Raw genomic sequence first — 18,085 nt, 5'->3', positions numbered from 1 at the left:
GTATGGCTAACGGGTGAGATGGAGGAACGCGGCGCCGCGCATTCCCCCGGCATCGCCATGTCGCGCGCGCTCAATGCGCGGGACGCGGGCAACCGGCAACAGATGACGCGGCAACCGACCGGACAACCGCTCGGCGATAGCCGTAAAGTTCGACAATCCTCCGCCGATCACCAGCAGGTCTGGATCGACAATGGTCAGGATGTTACCCAGACAGACGGCCAGCAGATCGAGATAGCGCTCGACGTGTGCAACGGCCTGTTCATCGCCCTGCTCCCACAGCGCAATGATTTCTGGTGCCTCACGTTTTTGATGATAGAAGTGTTCATAAAGCCATGCAAATCCACGGCCGGAGAGGTAATTTTCGATGCAGCCGTGCTGGCCGCAGCCGCAGCGGATCAACGGGAAATCGCGCCCGACCACCTCCAGCGCGTCCACCGGGAGACGAATATGGCCAAACTCGCCGGTGATATAGCTGCGCCCGGTCACCGGTTTGCCGTCGACCACAATCCCCCCGCCAACGCCGGTCCCGAGGATCAGACCCATCACCAGCGGATACTGCTGGAACTCATCGTCCCAGGCTTCGGAGAGGGCAAAACAGTTGGCGTCGTTGTCGAGGCGCACGTCGCGCTCAAGAAGACGTGTCAGGTCGGCGCGCAGCGGCTTGCCGCTGGCAGCAGGGACGTTGGCGGCATAGAGCGTACCGTCGTCGGTTTCCGGCATCCCGGGAATGCCAATCCCGACAGTGCCCTTCACGCCGAAGCGCTCATCGGCCTGGGCCACCAGCGCGGCAATGGCGGTTAAAAATTCATCGTAGCTTTCGCGCGGCGTGGGGACACGGGTTTCCCACTGCAGCTTCAGGTTGGTATCAAATACGCCCAGCGCGATTTTGGTGCCGCCAATATCAAATCCGTAATACATAGTGCATTCCTCTTTCTGATTCAGCGGCCTCGCAACCGCTAAATCATGACGTAATTACTGGCCACTTAATACCCTCGCCGGATCAATTCGGCTTGCGCGACGCGCCGGATACCAGCTTGCCAGCAGACTCAGTAAAAGTGCCGTTACCAGCACATAAAAAACGTCCAGCCAGTGCAATTCAGACGGCAGGAAGTCAATAAAATAGATATCGCCCGACAGGAACTGATGGCCGATCAGGGCCTCAATACCGTTGATAATCGGCGTCAGCTGCAGGGAAACCACCACGCCGATGACCACGCCGCACAGGCTGCCCAGCAGCCCCGCCAGCAGACCATACCAGACGAAGATGGCACGAATAAGACCGTCTTTTGCTCCAAGAGTACGCAGGACCGCAATGTCGCCGCTCTTGTCTTTCACCGCCATCACCAGCGTAGAGACGATGTTAAAGCAGGCCACGCCAATCACCAGCACCATCGCCAGGTACATGATGGCGCGGATCATCTGGATATCGCGGTACATATAGCCGTAGGTGCCGATCCAGCTCTTGATGTAGACGTAGCTGTCGGTCACTTCTCCGGCGTCGCGCACCAGCTTGTTGGCGCTAAAGACGTCGTTCACCTTGATGGCGATGCCGGTGACGCTGCTGCCCATATCCAGATACTGGCGGGCATCTTCCAGCGGCACCATGGCGAAGCTGTGATCCAGCTGGCCGCTCAGCTGCAGAATGCCGGTGACGTGCAGACGCACGCGCTTCGGCTGCTGCAGTTTATGATCGGCGCTGGCGTTTGGGATCATGATCGACACCCAGTCGCCCTGCTTGACCTTCAGCGCGTCGGCGACGCCCTTGCCGATAATGATCTGCTGATCGCCGGCCTTAAAGTTCGCCCAGGCATCTTTCTGGATAAACTGCGGCAGCGCGCTGAGCTTCTCTTCCTGGCGCGGGTTGACTCCTTTCACCTGAATGGCGCGCAGGTTTGCGCCGCTCTCCACCAGCCCGGTGAAGTTGATGTACGGCGCGGCCGCGGCAATGCCCGGCACTTTTTCCACCTTGTTCAGCGCATCGTTCCAGTTATTCCACGGCTGGTTAACCGGCTCGATTTCACCGTGCGGCACTACCGCCAGAATGCGGTTGTTCAGCTCACGCTCGAAACCGTTCATGGCGCTGAGGCCAACGATCAACACCGCCACGCCCAGCGCGATACCGATGGTGGAGATAACAGAGATCAGCGACACCATGCCGCTGCGACGGCGGCCCCGGCTGAAACGCAGACCAATAAGTAACGATAACGGTGAAGCCATCAATCTGCCCCCATCAGGGTCAGCTCGGTATTCAGATGCCCGTCACGCATCTCCAGCTGGCGGGACATGCGTTTCGCCAGCTGCAGATCGTGGGTCACCACCAGAAACGCGGTGCCCTGGGAGGCATTCAGCTCGCCGAGGAGCTGGAAAATGCTGTCGGCGTTGCGGGCGTCCAGGTTGCCGGTCGGTTCATCAGCCAGCACCAGGCGCGGGTTGTTCACCAGCGCACGGGCAATTGCCACGCGCTGGCGCTCGCCGCCGGAGAGTTCCGAAGGACGGTGGTTGCCGCGATGGCCCAGCCCGACCGCCTTCAGCATATCGCTGGCGCGGGCGTTGATTTCAGCCGGTTTCTTTTTGCCGATCAGCAGCGGCATCGCCACGTTTTCCAGCGCCGTAAAATCAGGCAGCAGGTGGTGGAACTGGTAGATAAAGCCCAGCTCGCGGTTACGCAGGTCGGCTTTGGCGCTCGATGACATCGTACTCAGCGGGGTGCCGGAGAAGACTACGTCGCCGGAGGTTGGCGTATCCAGCCCGCCGAGCAGGTGCAGCAGAGTACTTTTGCCGGAGCCGGAGGTGCCGACGATCGCCATCATCTCCCCAACGCCTACGCTGAAGCTGACATTGTGCAGGACATCCGTCTGCACCGTGCCTTCCTGATAGCGTTTGCACAGGTTGTCGCATTGCAACAGGATCTTATTCATAACGTAAAGCCTCAGCGGGTTGAGTGGCGGCAGCGCGCCATGAAGGATAAAGCGTGGAGAGTAAGGCAATGGCCATCGCGGCCAGCGCAATGCCTACCACCTGCAGCGGCTCAATGGCCACCGGCAGCGCCGCGCCGTCGAGCAGCGCGCCGATAATCGGCATTAAATTGTTCAGCTGGCTGGCAAGCAGCGTACCGAGCACGGCGCCCAGCAGCGCCCCAACGATACCGGCGCTGGCGCCCTGCACCATAAAGACCGCCATGATCTGCCGCGGCGTCAGCCCCTGGGTTTGCAGGATCGCCACCTCGCCCTGTTTCTCCATCACCATCAGGCCAAGGGAGGTAATAATGTTAAACGCGGCGACCGCCACAATCAGGCTCAGCAGCAGGCCCATCATGTTTTTTTCCATCCGCACGGCCTGGAACAGCTCGCCCTTGCGTTCGCGCCAGTCCTGCCATTTTGTCCCTTCCGGCAGCGTTTGCTGGCTCAAAACATCGACCTTCAGCGGCTCGTTAAGCCACAGACGCCAGCCGGTGATATTGCCGAGCGGATAGCGCATCAGACGCGACGCGTCCTGAATATTGACCAGCATCTGGTAGCCGTCCACTTCGCTGTTGGCGGCGAAGGTGCCGATCACGTTAAACAGGCGCTGGCTCGGCAGACGTCCCATCGGGGTGAACTGGCTGGCAGACGGCACCATCACCCGCAGCTGGTCGCCCCGATTGACGCCCAGCTGTCCGGCAAGCTGTTCGCCGAGGATGACGTTGTACTGGCCGGGAGCCAGATCGGTCTGTTTGACGTTAACCAGGTATGGCGTCAGGGGATCTTTTTGCGCCGGGTCGATGCCCAGCATCACCCCCACCGCCACGCTGCGGGCGCTTTGCAGCACCACGTCACCGGAGGTGATCGGCGCCACACGGCTGACGCCCTGCAGCTTCACGGCGCTTTCGGGCAGTTGCTGCGGATTAACCGACCCGTTGCTGGATGAGAGGATGGCCTGCGGCATCAGCCCCAGAATGTTATTTTGCAGCTCGCGCTCAAAGCCGTTCATGACGGAGAGAACCGTCACCAGCGCCATCACGCCAAGCGTAATGCCAATGGTTGAAAGCCAGGAGACAAAGCGACCGAAGCGGTCCGCGGCGCGCCCACGCATATAACGCAGGCCTATGAATAGTGCGACAGGTTGGTACATGAAATCCGTCTGTTTGCTGATAGCAGACCCACGAGTATATAAGCGAATCCGCAAAGGGTAAATGACTGAAACCCTAAGCTTTGCTTACCGGTTGTCTGAAAAAGCACGATAAATCAGCGTAATAACCGTATCTGCCCGCAAGCCTGACGCCCGGGGTTGTTTGCAGCTTTTCTGAAAATCGTACGGATACAGACTCTTACCCATTACATCCTGCCCGCCGCCCAACACACTTACCCGTTCGAACAAGGTAACAACAGGACCCGGTAAGCGATGAAACAAAAAACACTATGGATTAACCAGATAAAGGGGCTCTGCATCTGCCTGGTGGTGATCTACCACTCGGTCATCACCTTTTATCCCCATCTGAACGCGCTGCACTCGCCGCTGTCGGCGCTGCTTGCCAAATGCTGGGTCTATTTTAATCTCTATCTTGCCCCGTTTCGCATGCCGGTGTTCTTCTTTATTTCAGGCTATCTGATCCGCCGCTATATCGACGAGGTGGACTGGAAAAACAGCCTCGATAAGCGGCTCTGGAGCATTGTCTGGGTTCTGATGCTGTGGGGCGTGTTGCAGTGGCAGGCGCTGACCCATCTCAACGCCTGGCTGGCACCGGAGCGCGAGCTCAACACCACCTCTAACGCCGCCTACGCTGACTCGCTGACCGGCTTTATCACCGGTATGCTCACCGCCAGCACCAGCCTGTGGTATCTCTATGCCCTGGTGGTCTATTTCACCCTCTGCAAGCTGCTGAGCCGCTGGAAATTGCCGCTGGTCGGGCTGCTGGCCCTGGCGAGCATCGCCATTAACTTTATGCCGCTGCCGTGGTGGGGGATGAACAGCGTGGTGCGCAATATGATTTATTACAGCCTGGGAGCCTGGTACGGCGTGCAGCTGATGACCTGGATGCAGGCCAGGGTGTGGCGACGCGACTGGCTGGCGGTGGCGGCTTTTGCGGTGGTTTCGGTCGTGCTGTGGTTCGCGAACGTGCCCCTGCCGCTGTCGCTGCTCTCTATTTTACTGATCATGACCCTGTTCTCGCGCCTGGAGCAGCGCTTCGCCGTCGGACCAGACAATCTGCTGAACGTGATTGGCTCGAACACCATTGCGATTTACACCACCCACCGCATTCTTATCGAAGGGATGAGCCTGTTTTTGATTCACGAGCTGAATGGCGGCGCATGGCCGGTATGGGCAGAGCTGACCCTGGTGCTGTTCTACCCGTTTGCCAGCCTGCTGCTCTGCACGCTGGTGGGCCTGGCTGCCCGCAAACTCTCCACTTCGCTGACAGGGGATTTCTTCTTTACCCCGCCTGCCCGTCTTACGCCGGTTCAGGCCGCGCGTTAACGCCCCTCAGGGGGCGTCTTCACCCTGTGTGCGGTTACGGTTTGCTAATGTAAAACGATCAAGGATAATAAAGACATTGTGTATCAGTGATATGCCCATAAGAGATCCTGACAAAGCCATGCCTGAACAAAATCGTTTTTCCCTGCCCGGCAAAGCGGGCGACCAACGCCAGTTGGGTGAACTGACCGGGGCTGCCTGCGCCACGCTGGTTGCGGAAATTGCAGAGCGTCATCAGGGCCCGGTGGTGCTGGTCGCGCCTGACATGCAAAACGCCCTGCGTCTGCATGATGAGATCCGCCAGTTCACCGATCAACTGGTCACCAGCCTTGCCGACTGGGAGACGCTGCCTTACGACAGCTTCTCGCCGCACCAGGAGATCATCTCCTCGCGCCTCTCCACGCTCTATCAGCTGCCCACCATGCAGCGCGGTGTGCTGATTGTGCCGGTTAATACGTTGATGCAGCGCGTCTGCCCGCACAGCTATCTGCACGGTCACGCCCTGGTGATGAAAAAAGGCCAGCGCCTCTCAAGGGATGGCCTGCGCGTGCAGCTCGACAGCGCCGGCTATCGCCATGTCGATCAGGTGATGGAGCATGGGGAGTACGCCACCCGCGGCGCGCTGCTCGACCTCTTCCCGATGGGCAGCGCACAGCCTTATCGTCTGGACTTCTTCGATGACGAAATCGACAGCCTGCGCCTGTTTGATGCCGACACCCAGCGCACGCTGGAGGAAGTGGAATCCATCAACCTGCTGCCGGCCCATGAATTCCCCACCGACAAAACCGCTATCGAGCTGTTCCGCAGCCAGTGGCGCGATAAGTTTGACGTCAAGCGTGACGCCGAGCATATCTACCAGCAGGTGAGCAAAGGCACCCTGCCGTCGGGGATCGAATACTGGCAGCCGCTGTTCTTCAGCGAGCCGCTGCCTCCCCTGTTCAGCTATTTTCCGGCGAATACCCTGGTGCTGAACACCGGCGATCTGGAGGCCAGCGCCAACCGTTTTGAGAGTGAAACCCGCGCCCGCTTTGAGAATCGCGGTGTCGATCCGATGCGTCCGCTGCTGGAGCCCGAGCTGCTGTGGCTGCGCACTGACGAACTGTTCAGCGAGCTGAAACGCTGGCCGCGCGTGCAGCTCAAAACCGAAAGCCTGCCGGATAAAGCCGCCAACACCAACCTCGCCTATCAGCCGCTGCCGGACCTCGCGGTGCAGGCGCAGAATAAATCGCCGCTGGATAACCTGCGTAAATTTCTCGAATCCTTTACCGGGCCGGTGATCTTCTCTGTGGAGAGCGAAGGCCGTCGTGAGGCGCTGGGCGAACTGCTTGGCCGCATTAAGGTGGCTCCGAAACGGATCCTGCGTCTGGACGAAGCCAGCGGCACCGGGCGCTACCTGATGATCGGCGCAGCCGAACATGGGTTTATTGATACCATCAATAATCTGGCGCTGATCTGTGAAAGCGATCTGCTGGGTGAGCGCGTGGCGCGCCGTCGGCAGGACAGCCGTCGCACCATCAACCCGGACACGCTGATCCGCAACCTGGCGGAGCTGCATACCGGCCAGCCGATTGTCCATCTGGAGCATGGCGTAGGCCGTTACGCGGGGATGACGACCCTGGAGGCCGGTGGCATCAAGGGTGAATATCTGATGCTGATGTACGCTAACGACGCCAAACTCTACGTGCCGGTCTCCTCCCTGCATCTGATCAGCCGCTACGCGGGCGGTGCGGAAGAGAACGCGCCGCTGCATAAGCTCGGCGGTGACGCATGGGCCAGAGCACGGCAGAAAGCGGCAGAAAAAGTGCGCGACGTGGCGGCGGAGCTGCTGGATATCTACGCCCAGCGTGCGGCGAAAGCGGGCTATGCCTTCAAGCACGATAAAGAGCAGTATCAGCTGTTCTGCGATAGCTTCCCGTTTGAAACCACCCCGGATCAGGCCCAGGCGATTAACGCCGTCCTCAGCGACATGTGTCAGCCGCTGGCGATGGACCGGCTGGTCTGCGGCGACGTGGGCTTTGGTAAAACCGAAGTGGCGATGCGCGCCACCTTCCTGGCGGTAGAAAACAACAAGCAGGTGGCGGTGCTGGTTCCCACCACCCTGCTGGCGCAGCAGCACTACGATAACTTCCGCGACCGCTTTGCCAACTGGCCGGTGCGCATCGAGATGATGTCGCGTTTTCGCAGCGCCAAAGAGCAGGCGCAGATCCTGGAGCAGGCAAGCGAAGGCAAGATCGACATTCTGATCGGCACCCATAAGCTGCTGCAGAGCGACGTGAAGTGGAAAGATCTGGGGCTGCTGATTGTCGATGAGGAGCACCGCTTCGGCGTTCGCCACAAGGAGCGCATCAAAGCGATGCGTGCCGACGTGGACATTCTGACCCTCACCGCCACGCCGATCCCGCGTACGCTGAACATGGCGATGAGCGGCATGCGCGATCTGTCGATTATCGCCACCCCGCCTGCCCGTCGTCTGGCGGTGAAAACCTTTGTCCGTGAATACGACAATCTGGTGGTGCGTGAGGCGATCCTCCGTGAAGTGCTGCGCGGCGGCCAGGTCTACTATCTCTATAACGATGTGGAGAATATCCAGAAAGCGGCCGACCGGCTGGCGGAGCTGGTGCCAGAAGCGCGTATCGCCATCGGCCACGGCCAGATGCGCGAGCGCGAGCTGGAGCGGGTGATGAACGACTTCCACCACCAGCGTTTTAACGTGCTGGTGTGTACCACGATCATCGAAACCGGTATCGATATTCCTACCGCCAACACCATCATCATCGAGCGGGCAGATCACTTCGGCCTCGCGCAGCTCCACCAGCTGCGCGGTCGCGTCGGGCGCTCGCACCATCAGGCCTATGCCTGGCTGATGACCCCGCATCCGAAAGCGATGACCACCGATGCGCAGAAGCGCCTGGAAGCTATCGCCTCGCTGGAAGATCTGGGTGCCGGTTTTGCGCTGGCCACCCACGACCTGGAGATCCGCGGGGCGGGTGAGCTGCTCGGGGAAGATCAGAGCGGCTCGATGGAGACCATCGGCTTCTCGCTCTATATGGAGCTGCTGGAAAACGCCGTCGATGCGCTGAAGGCGGGGCGCGAGCCGTCGCTGGAAGATCTCACCAGCCAGCAAACGGAAGTGGAGCTGCGCATGCCAGCCCTGCTGCCGGATGATTTTATCCCGGACGTCAACACCCGCCTCTCGTTCTACAAGCGTATTGCCAGCGCCAAAGACGAGGCCGGTCTCGACGAAATTAAGGTAGAGCTGATCGACCGCTTTGGCCTGCTGCCGGATGCAGCGCGTAACCTGCTGGATATCGCCCGGTTACGTCAGCAGGCGCAGAAACTGGGGATCCGCAAGCTGGAAGGGAATGAAAAAGGCGGCATGATTGAGTTTGCCGAGAAGAACCATGTCGATCCGATGTGGCTGATCGGCCTGCTGCAGAAACAGCCCCAGCACTACCGGCTTGACGGCCCGACGCGCCTGAAGTTCACTCAGGATCTGGCGGAGCGCAAAACCCGCATGGAGTGGGTGTGCAACTTTATGCGTCAGCTGGAAGAGAACGCCGTAGCCTGACCCCGTGCCGGGCGATGTTGATGTCGCCCGGCATGATTTCCCCCGCGCAATTTACAACTCTTTGCAATCCGCCTGGACTTCCCGACACACTCATTCGCCATAATTATCGATTAACGTTCAGATAATAATAATCTTTATTGCTATGGATTCTGGTGATGAAAAAAACGTCGCGTTTTACCCGTTGGATACCGTTGGTTGCGCTCCTCGCGACCCTGGCGCTTGCCCTGCCCACCCGGGCCAATACCTGGCCCTTGCCCCCGGCGGGCAGTCGGCTGGTGGGCGAAAATCGTTTTCATGTGGTGGAGAACGATGGCGGCTCGCTGGAAGCCATTGCCAAAAAATATAACGTCGGTTTCCTGGCCCTGCTGCAGGCAAATCCGGGCGTTGACCCCTACGTTCCCCGTGCGGGCAGCGTGCTGACTATCCCGCTGCAAACCCTGCTCCCCGACGCGCCGCGGGAAGGAATTGTGATCAACCTGGCCGAGCTGCGGCTCTACTATTACCCGCCGGGTAAAAATGAGGTCACGGTTTACCCCATCGGCATTGGTCAGCTGGGGGGCGATACCCTGACGCCAACGATGGTGACTACGGTGTCGGACAAACGCGCCAATCCGACCTGGACCCCAACCGCCAACATCCGCGCCCGCTATAAAGCCCAGGGTATCGATCTGCCTGCGGTGGTGCCCGCCGGGCCGGAAAACCCGATGGGACATCACGCCATTCGCCTCGCAGCCTACGGTGGGGTGTATCTGCTGCATGGCACCAATGCCGATTTTGGCATCGGCATGCGCGTGAGTTCCGGCTGTATTCGCCTGCGGGACAATGACATCGAGACGCTGTTCCGTGTCATCCAGCCCGGCACCAAAGTGAATATCATGAATACGCCGATCAAGGTGTCGGAAGAGCCAGGCAGCGTGCGTCTGGTGGAGGTACACCAGCCGCTGTCGAAGCAGCTGAATGACGATCCGCAAACCCTGCCGATTATCCTCAATGCCGCCCAGCAGGGTTTTAAGGCCAGCGCTGACGAGGTGGTGATGGAGCGCGCCATGGAAGCGCGTTCGGGTATGCCGGTGGACGTGACGCCACATCCTGTAACCCAGTCGATGTAAACTGCACAAACAAAAAACGCTCTGCACAGGCAGAGCGTTTTTTTTCGTAGTGGCATTAATGAGGGTTAAGCCATGCTTATTTGTAGATCACTGCAGTACCGTGCAGGGTGTTCGGGCCGGTAACGGAAGTGATACGGTAAGATTTCGCCCCCATTTCATCCGCTTTTTGCGCTAACTGGCTTTCCAGTGAATCCAGGTTAGTCCCACCCGTCGCGGCGATAGTGCCCACTTTTTGTTGATCGGCAGGGGTAGACTGCACCTGAACGGCTGCAAAGCTGGCAAATGAGAGTGAGCTAAGTACGGCGGCGGCGATCAGTGTTTTTACGTTTTTCATGATAAAGACCTTTTGCAAGTGAAGGGATGTCGCAAGAATTTACTTAACGATCGATAACAAAATGATAGATGTGATCTGCGTCACACGTCAATTAATTTTTATAACGATCATTAAAATAATTTTAAAAGCGTTTAAATTCATATTGATAGGATGAATAAATTTTTATCCATTCAGCGCTGGTCGCAGAAAGGGATTATTTTTATAATGGTCGTTCAACAAACCAACAGAGGTACAACGGCTATGACAACCGATGACACGCGTTGCGAAAAGAAAAGCCGTGGCCGACCAAAAGTGTTCGACAGGGAAGCGGCGCTGGATAAGGCCATGACGCTGTTCTGGCAGCATGGGTATGAAGCCACATCGCTGGCAGACCTGGTTGCCGCGACGGGGGCGAAAGCGCCTACGCTGTATGCAGAATTTACCAATAAAGAGGGGCTGTTCCGCGCGGTGCTGGATCGCTATATCAGCCGCTTCGCCGCACGCCATGAAGCGCAGCTGTTTTGTGAAGAGAAGCGCGTCGAACAGGCGCTGGAAGACTACTTCACCGCAGTGGCGACCTGCTTTACCAGCAAAGATACGCCTGCGGGCTGCTTTATGATTAATACCTCGGCGACGCTTGCGGCCTCTTCGGAAGAGATTGCCCACACGGTGAAATCACGCCATGCCATGCAGGAGGAGACGCTGTGCCGGTTTTTACAGCAGCGTCAGCAGCGCGATGAGATCCCGGCCCAGAGCGATCCCCATAAACTTGCCCAATATCTGAACTGCGTTTTACAGGGCATGTCCATCAGCGCCCGGGAAGGCGCCAGCCTGGAAAAACTGCTGACCATAACGCAAATTACCCTGCGTCTGTGGCCCGAACTTCTGAAAGCCTGATCGTCAGGGCGGCCTGCCGCCCTGATCCCCTCCTCTCAACTATACTTTCTCAAAGCCTGGCAAAAATTACTCCCCTGGCTCTGCTGTTTGCTATTCTTTATTGTGTGATTATTGATGTGCTAATGATTAGGCGCATGAGTTGTGGCGGAGAAGTTCTGGCTATACACATTCAGAAGGAGAATATAAATGATTTTGCTATTACCTTTATTCAAGGTGTTAATAGTAATTACATTGTTATTCGGTCTCTGGGTTTTATGTGGTGGGTCAGTTTTATTTGCTTTTCTTTCCGTACTGATAACGGGATTTTTGCTGCTACGCCAGTATCACGAATTCGACCTCTAACCACTCTTACCCTGCTGTATCCCTGAGAAAGACCTTAGTCATCGCGCAACCGGCGCCGGTGTTAAGGTCTTTTTTTTGCGCAAAAAAAGCTCCCCAGCCTGAGCGAATGGGGAGCTAAATGTAGAGAACAGATTTTTTTATGCTTTGTTATTCAGTACCAGCTGACCGTCGCCGTTAAGCGGGATCTGGGTGCCGGGATCTTTATCCATACGGATCTTGCCCTGCTGATCGCCAATTTTATAGGTCACATCATAGCCGAGCATTTTCTCTGATTTGTCATAGACCGTCTTACAACGCTGTTGGGTCGTGGTGTAGGTATCGCGCTCCTGCAGGGCACCCTGCGCCTGATTCCCGGCGTAACCACCACCTAAGGCACCCACTACCGTTGCGACATCTTTACCGCGGCCGCCACCAAACTGGTGACCAATCACCCCGCCGGCTACCGCGCCAAGAACGGAACCGGCGATACGGTTTTCATCCTGCACAGGGCGGCGATGCGTTACGGTCACGTTGCGGCACTCCTGGCGCGGTGTTTTTACCGTCTCTTTGATAGGTGTAGCCGAAACCACCTGCGCATATTGTGGGCCACGATCAAAAACATTAAGACTGGCAACGGCCGCCACACCTAATGCGGCAACCACGCCAATCCCTATACCTGCCACCATGGATTTATTCATGTGACGTTCTCCTTTTTATTGCTATTAGTAACAATTTTGCAACGAAAGGTGTACGCAGGCAAATCAGAGAAAGGATTAAAAATGCGGCGACAAGCGCAAAACTGGCTGGTTTAGGAGGACTCTTAGACCCAGAGAGGGCGTTTTGCAGAACGATATGCTAAAAAAGCCCCACCGCGGATGCGGAGGGGCTTAGAACTCAGTGCAGTTTCAGTCGCGGGCGGATCACGCGATTGATGCTGCCAACCACCATCATCAGCCCGGTTTTGAAGTAACCGTGCAGCGCAACCTGGTGCATACGGTACAGGGAGATATAGACGAAGCGGGCAATGCGCCCCTCGACCATCATTGAACCGCGCATCAGGTTACCCATCAGGCTGCCCACGGTGGAGAAGTTCGAAAGCGAAACCAGGGAACCGTGATCTTTATAGACGTAGCTCTTCAGGGTTTTGCCCTTCGCCTGGGCCAGGATGTTGTGCAGCGCCAGGCTTGCCATCTGGTGAGCAGCCTGAGCGCGCGGTGGTACGAATCCACCCTCCGGGCGGGCGCATGAGGCGCAGTCGCCAATGGCGTAGATGTCCGGATCGCGGGTGGTTTGCAGCGTTGGCTCAACCACCAGCTGGTTGATGCGGTTGGTTTCAAGGCCGCCGATCTCTTTCATGAAATCAGGCGCTTTGATCCCTGCCGCCCAGACCATCAGATCGGCTTTGATGTGCTCGCCGTCTTTGGTGTTCAGGCCGTGCTCATCGGCACTGGTCACCATTGTCTGGGTCAGAACACGCACGCCCAGCTTGGTCAGTTCGCTATGTGCAGCGCCGGAGATACGCGGCGGCAGCGCAGGCAGAATACGTTCGCCCGCTTCCACCAGCGTCACGTTCAGCGCGTCGTTGGTTAAGCCTTTATAGCCGTAGCTGTGTAGCTGTTTCACCGCGTTATGCAGCTCCGCAGAGAGCTCAACGCCCGTCGCGCCACCGCCGACAATAGCGATATTCACCTTGCCGCTTGCGCCGAGGTTATTGGAATATTTCAGGAACAGGTTCAGCATTTCCTGATGGAAACGACGCGCCTGATGCGGGTTGTCGAGGAAGATGCAGTTCTCTTTTACACCCGGGGTGTTGAAGTCGTTGGAGGTGCTGCCCAGCGCCATCACCAGCGTGTCATACGCCAGCTTGCGCTCCGGCACCAGCAGCTCGCCCTTCTCGTCACGCAGCTCTGCCAGCGTAATAGTTTTGCTTTCACGGTTGATATCGACCACTGAACCCAGCTGGAACTGGAACCCGTGGTTGCGCGCATGCGCCAGATAGCTCAGCGCGTCCACGCCCTCATCCAGAGAACCGGTGGCGACTTCGTGCAGCAGCGGTTTCCACAGGTGGCTGTGGTTGCGATCGACGAGCGTAACTTTGGCTTTTTTACCGCGGCCGAGCTTCTTACCCAGCTGCGTAGCCAGCTCCAGCCCGCCTGCGCCGCCGCCCACAATCACTATCTTTTTCAATGGTGTAGTCAACGTGACCCCCTAAATTATTAACCAATTGTTAACTAAAAGTTATTAAAATAACCTTTAATTAACAACAGGTTACCGCACTGAAACCATTCAACCGTCATGAGAATAACATGTTCGGTGCATTGGTCATACCAAAATTGATGTGCATCAAGTTTTGCCGCTTAAAATTCACCCAAGCTTAGCAAAAAGAAAGCCCGGCTCACGAAAGTGGCCGGGCTTAGTTGGAAAAATGAGCCTTATCCTAAAGTCTTGAACGCTTTGATACGCTGCAGGTGGGGGGCAATATTCTTGAACTTGTGCGTCTGCTCTTCGTCCCAGACAATTTCGTAGTAGTGGTGCAACAGCTCCGCCGCACGGGGGCTGTTCAGCGCCTCATCGTTGCGGGAGAGGATCACCAGACAGCGATCGCGGTTTTTCTCACGGAAATTGCTCACGCACTTGGTGGCGATATCAACATACTCTTCCGGCCTGTCGATTTTGCCTTCCATGTTCTCGTTCGGGAACAGGTTAGGATTGAACACCACCTGGCGAATATCACACAGGAACCCAATGCGCTCAGCCCAGTACCCTCCCAGGCCGACGCCACAAATCAACGGACGGTCGTCAACGTTCAGCTGCAGCATTTTGTCCACTTCTTTCAGCAGATGCTGCATATCATGCTTCGGATGGCGCGTGCTGTAGCTAATCAGACGCACATCCGGATCGATAAACTGCAGCTGCAGTACTTTCTCGTGATTACCGGGACTGTTCGAATCAAAACCGTGCAAATAGATGATCATCGTATCCTCGCCACACTACGCTTGTCAGGAGGGATTACTGCCCCGCTTTATGCGCTTCCCAGCGCTCATGAAGCGCCTGTAACTGCGCGTTCACGGTTTTCCAGCGTGCGGAATCCCGCAGCTCCTGACGGCTAAAAGAACCTTTATGATACAATTGTGTAACACGTTCAGCCTTGATCGGCGACAGGTTATCCAACACGCTCACTGCGCCTTTACGATTATTGCAGACCAGGATCATATCGCAACCCGCGTCCAGCGATGCCTGACCCCGTTCAGCGTAGCTGCCCATGATCGCCGCCCCTTCCATCGACAGATCGTCGGAAAAAATCACCCCGTTGAAACCCAGCTCCTGACGCAGAACGGTTTTGAGCCAGTGCGGCGAGCCGCTGGCCGGACGGGGATCGACATCGGGGTAGATCACATGCGCAGGCATGATGGCGTCGAGCTTGTTGTCGCTGATAAGCGATTTGAAAATCGACATATCCCGGGCGCGGATCTCCGCCTGTGGCCGTGGATCGCGCGGAGTCTCTTTATGGGAATCCGCCGTGACGGCACCATGTCCCGGGAAGTGTTTACCCGTGGTTTTCATCCCCGCTTCATGCATTCCGTCGATAAAGCGGGTCGCCACCTGCAGCGCCTTCTGCGGTTCATCATGGTAAGAACGCTCGCCGATGGCAGCGCTGATATGGCCCACGTCCAGTACCGGGGCGAAGCTGATATCAATATCCATGGCGATCATCTCGCTGGCCATCAGCCAGCCCGCCTCCTGCGCCAGCTTGCCGCCCTCTTCCAGGCCGAGCAGCGCCACAAAGGACTGGGCAGCCGGCAGACGGGTAAAGCCGTCGCGGAAACGCTGCACGCGGCCCCCCTCCTGATCCACCGCCACCACCAGCCGGTGATGGGAAGCGTCGCGGATCTGGCGAACCAGCTCGCGCAGCTGCGCCGGATCGTGATAATTACGGGTAAACAGGATCAGGCCACCCACCAGCGGGTGCGCCAGGATCTCGCGCTCCTCCGCATCCAGCTCATAACCTTCCACATCCAACATGACCGGACCCACACGAACCTCTCTTATTCTCTCGTTGCTAACTGGCGCCAGACTTCATCGGCCAGGGTTATAAATTGTTTGTTTTGTGATTGCTGCCAGCGCAGCTCAAACCAGCCCGCCATCAGCATCAGCACCCAGGGGCGCCAGCGCTTCACCTGTCGTTGCAGCTGCGTCAGGTCAAGCTGTGCGGCCTCTGCATAGGCGGCGAGCAATGCCTGACGCCCGGCGTCACCATCGGTCCAGACGCTGGCAAGCTCCAGCGCCACGTCACCATCACCGGCGTACTCCCAGTCCAGCAGCCGACTGCCGAGGTCGGTATGCACGATATTACCCGCATGAACGTCCATATGCAGCGGCGCCAGGCGCAGCGGGCGCGGCTCTCCTCGTTTTAGCAGGCGCTTGTGCCATCTCAGCCATAGCGGCGTGCGTCGGGAGGGCGAGGCCTGTAGCCAGTACTGTTCCAGCAGCGGCGTCAGGGTGATGCTCCAGCCGAACGTCGGCTGTTGATGGAGATGATACAGCATTGCGGCCAGCGCAGGTGCGGCGGGCAGCGTGGTTTTGATATCGCCCGCCAGATAATCCACCGCCATCCAGCCAGGACTGTAAAAACGCGGTTGAGGAGCAATGTCGGCGGGAAGATGGCGCAGGGCATGGTACTGACGGCGAAAATGGGCAGGCGTTGCCAGCCCGGCATGGCACTGGCGCAGCACCAGACGGTGCCCTGCATGTTCGATAATGCAGCTCGCGCCGCTCAACCCGGCGTGGGCTGGCGGCGCGATGATGCGATACTGCGGGAAAAAGCGCGACAGCAGCGTGTCGCGCGTCAGGTTACTGTTGCTGAACTGCACCTTTACCCGACCAGATAATTTCACCTGTCTGAACCAGCATCAGCTGCATTTGCAGCGCCGGGGAGTTAACGTTACCGGTCGCGCTGGAATAGAGCACGTACTGGGCGCCCACGTTACGGGCAATACCGATAGCTTTGCTGCGCGAGCCCAGGCTGTCCTGCGCAGAGAGGCCCAGTTGCTGTTTGGCCACCGCAAGCTGCTGCGCGGATACCAGCGTGAACTTCCCGTTATTCGCCAGCGCATTACGCAGCGTTTCGGTGGCTTCACCCGCATTCAGGCTGCCGTTAGTGCGGTTGTTGACGCTGTCCACCAGCAGCACGCTGCCCGCTGTCACGCCCTGCGCCTGCAGCATCTTGCCGACCATCGGTTGCATTGCCCCGTTCCAGTCGTAGTGACGTTCACGCGGTGTGGGCTGAGCAGGCTGCTCCTGATGCTCGATCGGGCCTGGCTGCTCCGGTACTGACGGCACGGTCGGTACGGTTGGGACTGGCTGGGTTGGCTCAACCGGCTGCTCAACGCCCGGTTTAACCTCTTCCACCGGTGCCGGTGGTTGCTCAGTGCGGCTAATACAGCCCGACAGGAACAGTGCAAAAGCCGTGACAAGCGCGTAACGACTGAAGTTATTAATCAAAATTCACCCCTCAGAGATATAAATAAAGTCTGACCTTATGCGCACCCAGGTAGTTTGCGCTGCCGTAAAGCTTAACCGACGATTTTGCCGGTATGATTACGCTGCGCGGCGCTTCCAGTGGATGCATCTCCAGGCCACGGTTGTCATACCAGAAAAAGCGGTAGTGAACGGTAACCGGCTCATCTCTTTCATTAAACAGCACAGAGGAGGCGGACGGTTGAATTTCGCTAGTGGTAAGCGAAGGCTGATCCGCGGTGATCCCTGCAGCCAGCACCGATGACTCCATTACCAGCGTCTGATCGTCATTGACGGGTATCGAGGGTTGCGAGCTGCATCCCGCTAACACCGTCGCCATGACCAGAGCCGCCATCCATCCTCTTTGCATCTTAGAGACCTTTATGCGCCAGCATCGGGCCCAGCGGACGTCCGCCCAGCAGATGCATATGAATGTGATAAACTTCCTGCCCACCGTGGCGGTTGCAGTTCATGATCAAACGGTAACCCTCCTCGGCAATCCCTTCCTGCTCAGCGATTTTCGCTGCTACTGTCAGCATACGGCCTAATGCCAGTTCATGCTCAGTTTTCACGTCATTTACCGTAGGAATCAGAATATTGGGGATAATAAGAATGTGGGTAGGCGCCTGCGGGGAGATGTCGCGAAAAGCAGTAACCAGTTCATCCTGATAGATGATATCTGCCGGGATCTCGCGGCGGATAATTTTACTGAAAATGGTTTCTTCAGCCATGAGGTTTTCCTTATTCATTTAATCTGGCGACGTGACCGGAGACAACCCGCCCGGTACAGGCGCATTATTTTGTGACACGACTCAAGAGTATGAGCGACTTTCTCCAGTCCTTTCAACCTTATCCCACGATTTCTTTGCTGGTTCGCCCCGATCTGCTCGCTGAATGACCATCTCTTCC

General features: G+C 57.6%; 17 protein-coding genes. 4 read left to right on the top strand and 13 right to left on the bottom strand.

All coding sequences use genetic code 11. The annotated features are described in order from the left end of the window. Positions 1–6 precede the first annotated feature (6 nt). The 4 genes from nagK to lolC are packed head-to-tail and all read right to left on the bottom strand — an operon-like array spanning position 7 to position 4,110. Complete coding sequence (gene nagK, locus FHN83_RS20590; RefSeq protein ID WP_139564775.1) at positions 7–918, bottom strand: N-acetylglucosamine kinase; 912 nt, start codon at positions 916–918, stop codon at positions 7–9. A 54-nt stretch (positions 919–972) separates the two neighbouring features. Continuing rightward, a complete protein-coding gene (gene lolE, locus FHN83_RS20585) occupies positions 973–2,217 on the bottom strand; it encodes a lipoprotein-releasing ABC transporter permease subunit LolE (RefSeq protein WP_139564774.1) in 1,245 nt (414 codons plus the stop codon). Continuing rightward, positions 2,217–2,918: a lipoprotein-releasing ABC transporter ATP-binding protein LolD gene (lolD, locus tag FHN83_RS20580; protein ID WP_039028952.1), complete on the bottom strand. Its 702-nt coding sequence runs from the start codon at positions 2,916–2,918 to the stop codon at positions 2,217–2,219. The genes lolE and lolD overlap by 1 nt, the downstream gene beginning before the upstream one ends. After that, positions 2,911–4,110: a lipoprotein-releasing ABC transporter permease subunit LolC gene (gene lolC / locus FHN83_RS20575; RefSeq protein WP_039028951.1), complete on the bottom strand. Its 1,200-nt coding sequence runs from the start codon at positions 4,108–4,110 to the stop codon at positions 2,911–2,913. Before lolC ends, lolD begins: the two co-directional genes overlap by 8 nt. A gap of 270 nt (positions 4,111–4,380) precedes the next feature. On the opposite strand from lolC, the gene FHN83_RS20570 reads away from it, so the two are divergent. The 3 genes from FHN83_RS20570 (at position 4,381) to ldtC (ending at position 10,128) form a co-directional block, all read left to right on the top strand. Then, positions 4,381–5,454 carry an acyltransferase family protein gene (locus FHN83_RS20570; RefSeq protein ID WP_139564773.1) on the top strand — a complete coding sequence of 358 codons (1,074 nt, stop codon included), beginning with the start codon at positions 4,381–4,383 and terminating at the stop codon, positions 5,452–5,454. A gap of 118 nt (positions 5,455–5,572) precedes the next feature. Further along, entirely contained in the window at positions 5,573–9,019 is a 3,447-nt protein-coding gene (gene mfd, locus FHN83_RS20565) for a transcription-repair coupling factor (protein WP_138368686.1), read from the top strand. Between the two features lie 155 nt (positions 9,020–9,174). After that, entirely contained in the window at positions 9,175–10,128 is a 954-nt protein-coding gene (ldtC, locus tag FHN83_RS20560; protein ID WP_327062094.1) for a L,D-transpeptidase LdtC, read from the top strand. A gap of 76 nt (positions 10,129–10,204) precedes the next feature. Here the strand turns inward: ldtC and bhsA are convergent, their stop codons facing one another. After that, a complete protein-coding gene (gene bhsA, locus FHN83_RS20555; protein ID WP_139564771.1) occupies positions 10,205–10,462 on the bottom strand; it encodes a multiple stress resistance protein BhsA in 258 nt (85 codons plus the stop codon). 240 nt (positions 10,463–10,702) lie between these two features. On the opposite strand from bhsA, the gene FHN83_RS20550 reads away from it, so the two are divergent. Then, entirely contained in the window at positions 10,703–11,338 is a 636-nt protein-coding gene (locus FHN83_RS20550) for a TetR/AcrR family transcriptional regulator (RefSeq protein ID WP_139564770.1), read from the top strand. Between the two features lie 479 nt (positions 11,339–11,817). On the opposite strand, the gene FHN83_RS20545 is transcribed toward FHN83_RS20550, so the two are convergent. The 8 genes from FHN83_RS20545 to hinT all read right to left on the bottom strand — a co-directional run bounded on the left by FHN83_RS20545 (position 11,818) and on the right by hinT (position 17,907). Further along, positions 11,818–12,357: a glycine zipper 2TM domain-containing protein gene (locus FHN83_RS20545; RefSeq protein WP_039028945.1), complete on the bottom strand. Its 540-nt coding sequence runs from the start codon at positions 12,355–12,357 to the stop codon at positions 11,818–11,820. Between the two features lie 196 nt (positions 12,358–12,553). Next, positions 12,554–13,858 (bottom strand): NAD(P)/FAD-dependent oxidoreductase, encoded by a 1,305-nt coding sequence (locus FHN83_RS20540; protein WP_039028944.1) that lies wholly within the window; start codon positions 13,856–13,858, stop codon positions 12,554–12,556. A 233-nt stretch (positions 13,859–14,091) separates the two neighbouring features. Next, entirely contained in the window at positions 14,092–14,634 is a 543-nt protein-coding gene (gene ycfP, locus FHN83_RS20535) for an alpha/beta hydrolase YcfP (protein WP_032617568.1), read from the bottom strand. A 34-nt stretch (positions 14,635–14,668) separates the two neighbouring features. Next, positions 14,669–15,694 carry a beta-N-acetylhexosaminidase gene (gene nagZ, locus FHN83_RS20530; protein ID WP_139564769.1) on the bottom strand — a complete coding sequence of 342 codons (1,026 nt, stop codon included), beginning with the start codon at positions 15,692–15,694 and terminating at the stop codon, positions 14,669–14,671. Between the two features lie 11 nt (positions 15,695–15,705). Beyond that, a complete protein-coding gene (gene thiK / locus FHN83_RS20525) occupies positions 15,706–16,530 on the bottom strand; it encodes a thiamine kinase (RefSeq protein WP_139565464.1) in 825 nt (274 codons plus the stop codon). Beyond that, positions 16,511–17,161, bottom strand: coding sequence for a penicillin-binding protein activator LpoB (lpoB, locus tag FHN83_RS20520; RefSeq protein ID WP_255296447.1), 651 nt, complete (start codon positions 17,159–17,161; stop codon positions 16,511–16,513). The genes thiK and lpoB overlap by 20 nt, the downstream gene beginning before the upstream one ends. A 10-nt stretch (positions 17,162–17,171) precedes the next feature. Beyond that, a complete protein-coding gene (locus FHN83_RS20515; protein WP_138368682.1) occupies positions 17,172–17,546 on the bottom strand; it encodes a YcfL family protein in 375 nt (124 codons plus the stop codon). Position 17,547: 1 nt separating this feature from the next. Then, positions 17,548–17,907: a purine nucleoside phosphoramidase gene (gene hinT / locus FHN83_RS20510; protein ID WP_138368681.1), complete on the bottom strand. Its 360-nt coding sequence runs from the start codon at positions 17,905–17,907 to the stop codon at positions 17,548–17,550. Positions 17,908–18,085 lie beyond the last annotated feature (178 nt).

The organism is Leclercia adecarboxylata (genome assembly GCF_006171285.1).
Taxonomy (GTDB): domain Bacteria; phylum Pseudomonadota; class Gammaproteobacteria; order Enterobacterales; family Enterobacteriaceae; genus Enterobacter; species Enterobacter barmai.
Note: the sequence above shows the minus strand (reverse complement) of the source record. Positions and strands in the feature narration are given on the sequence as shown.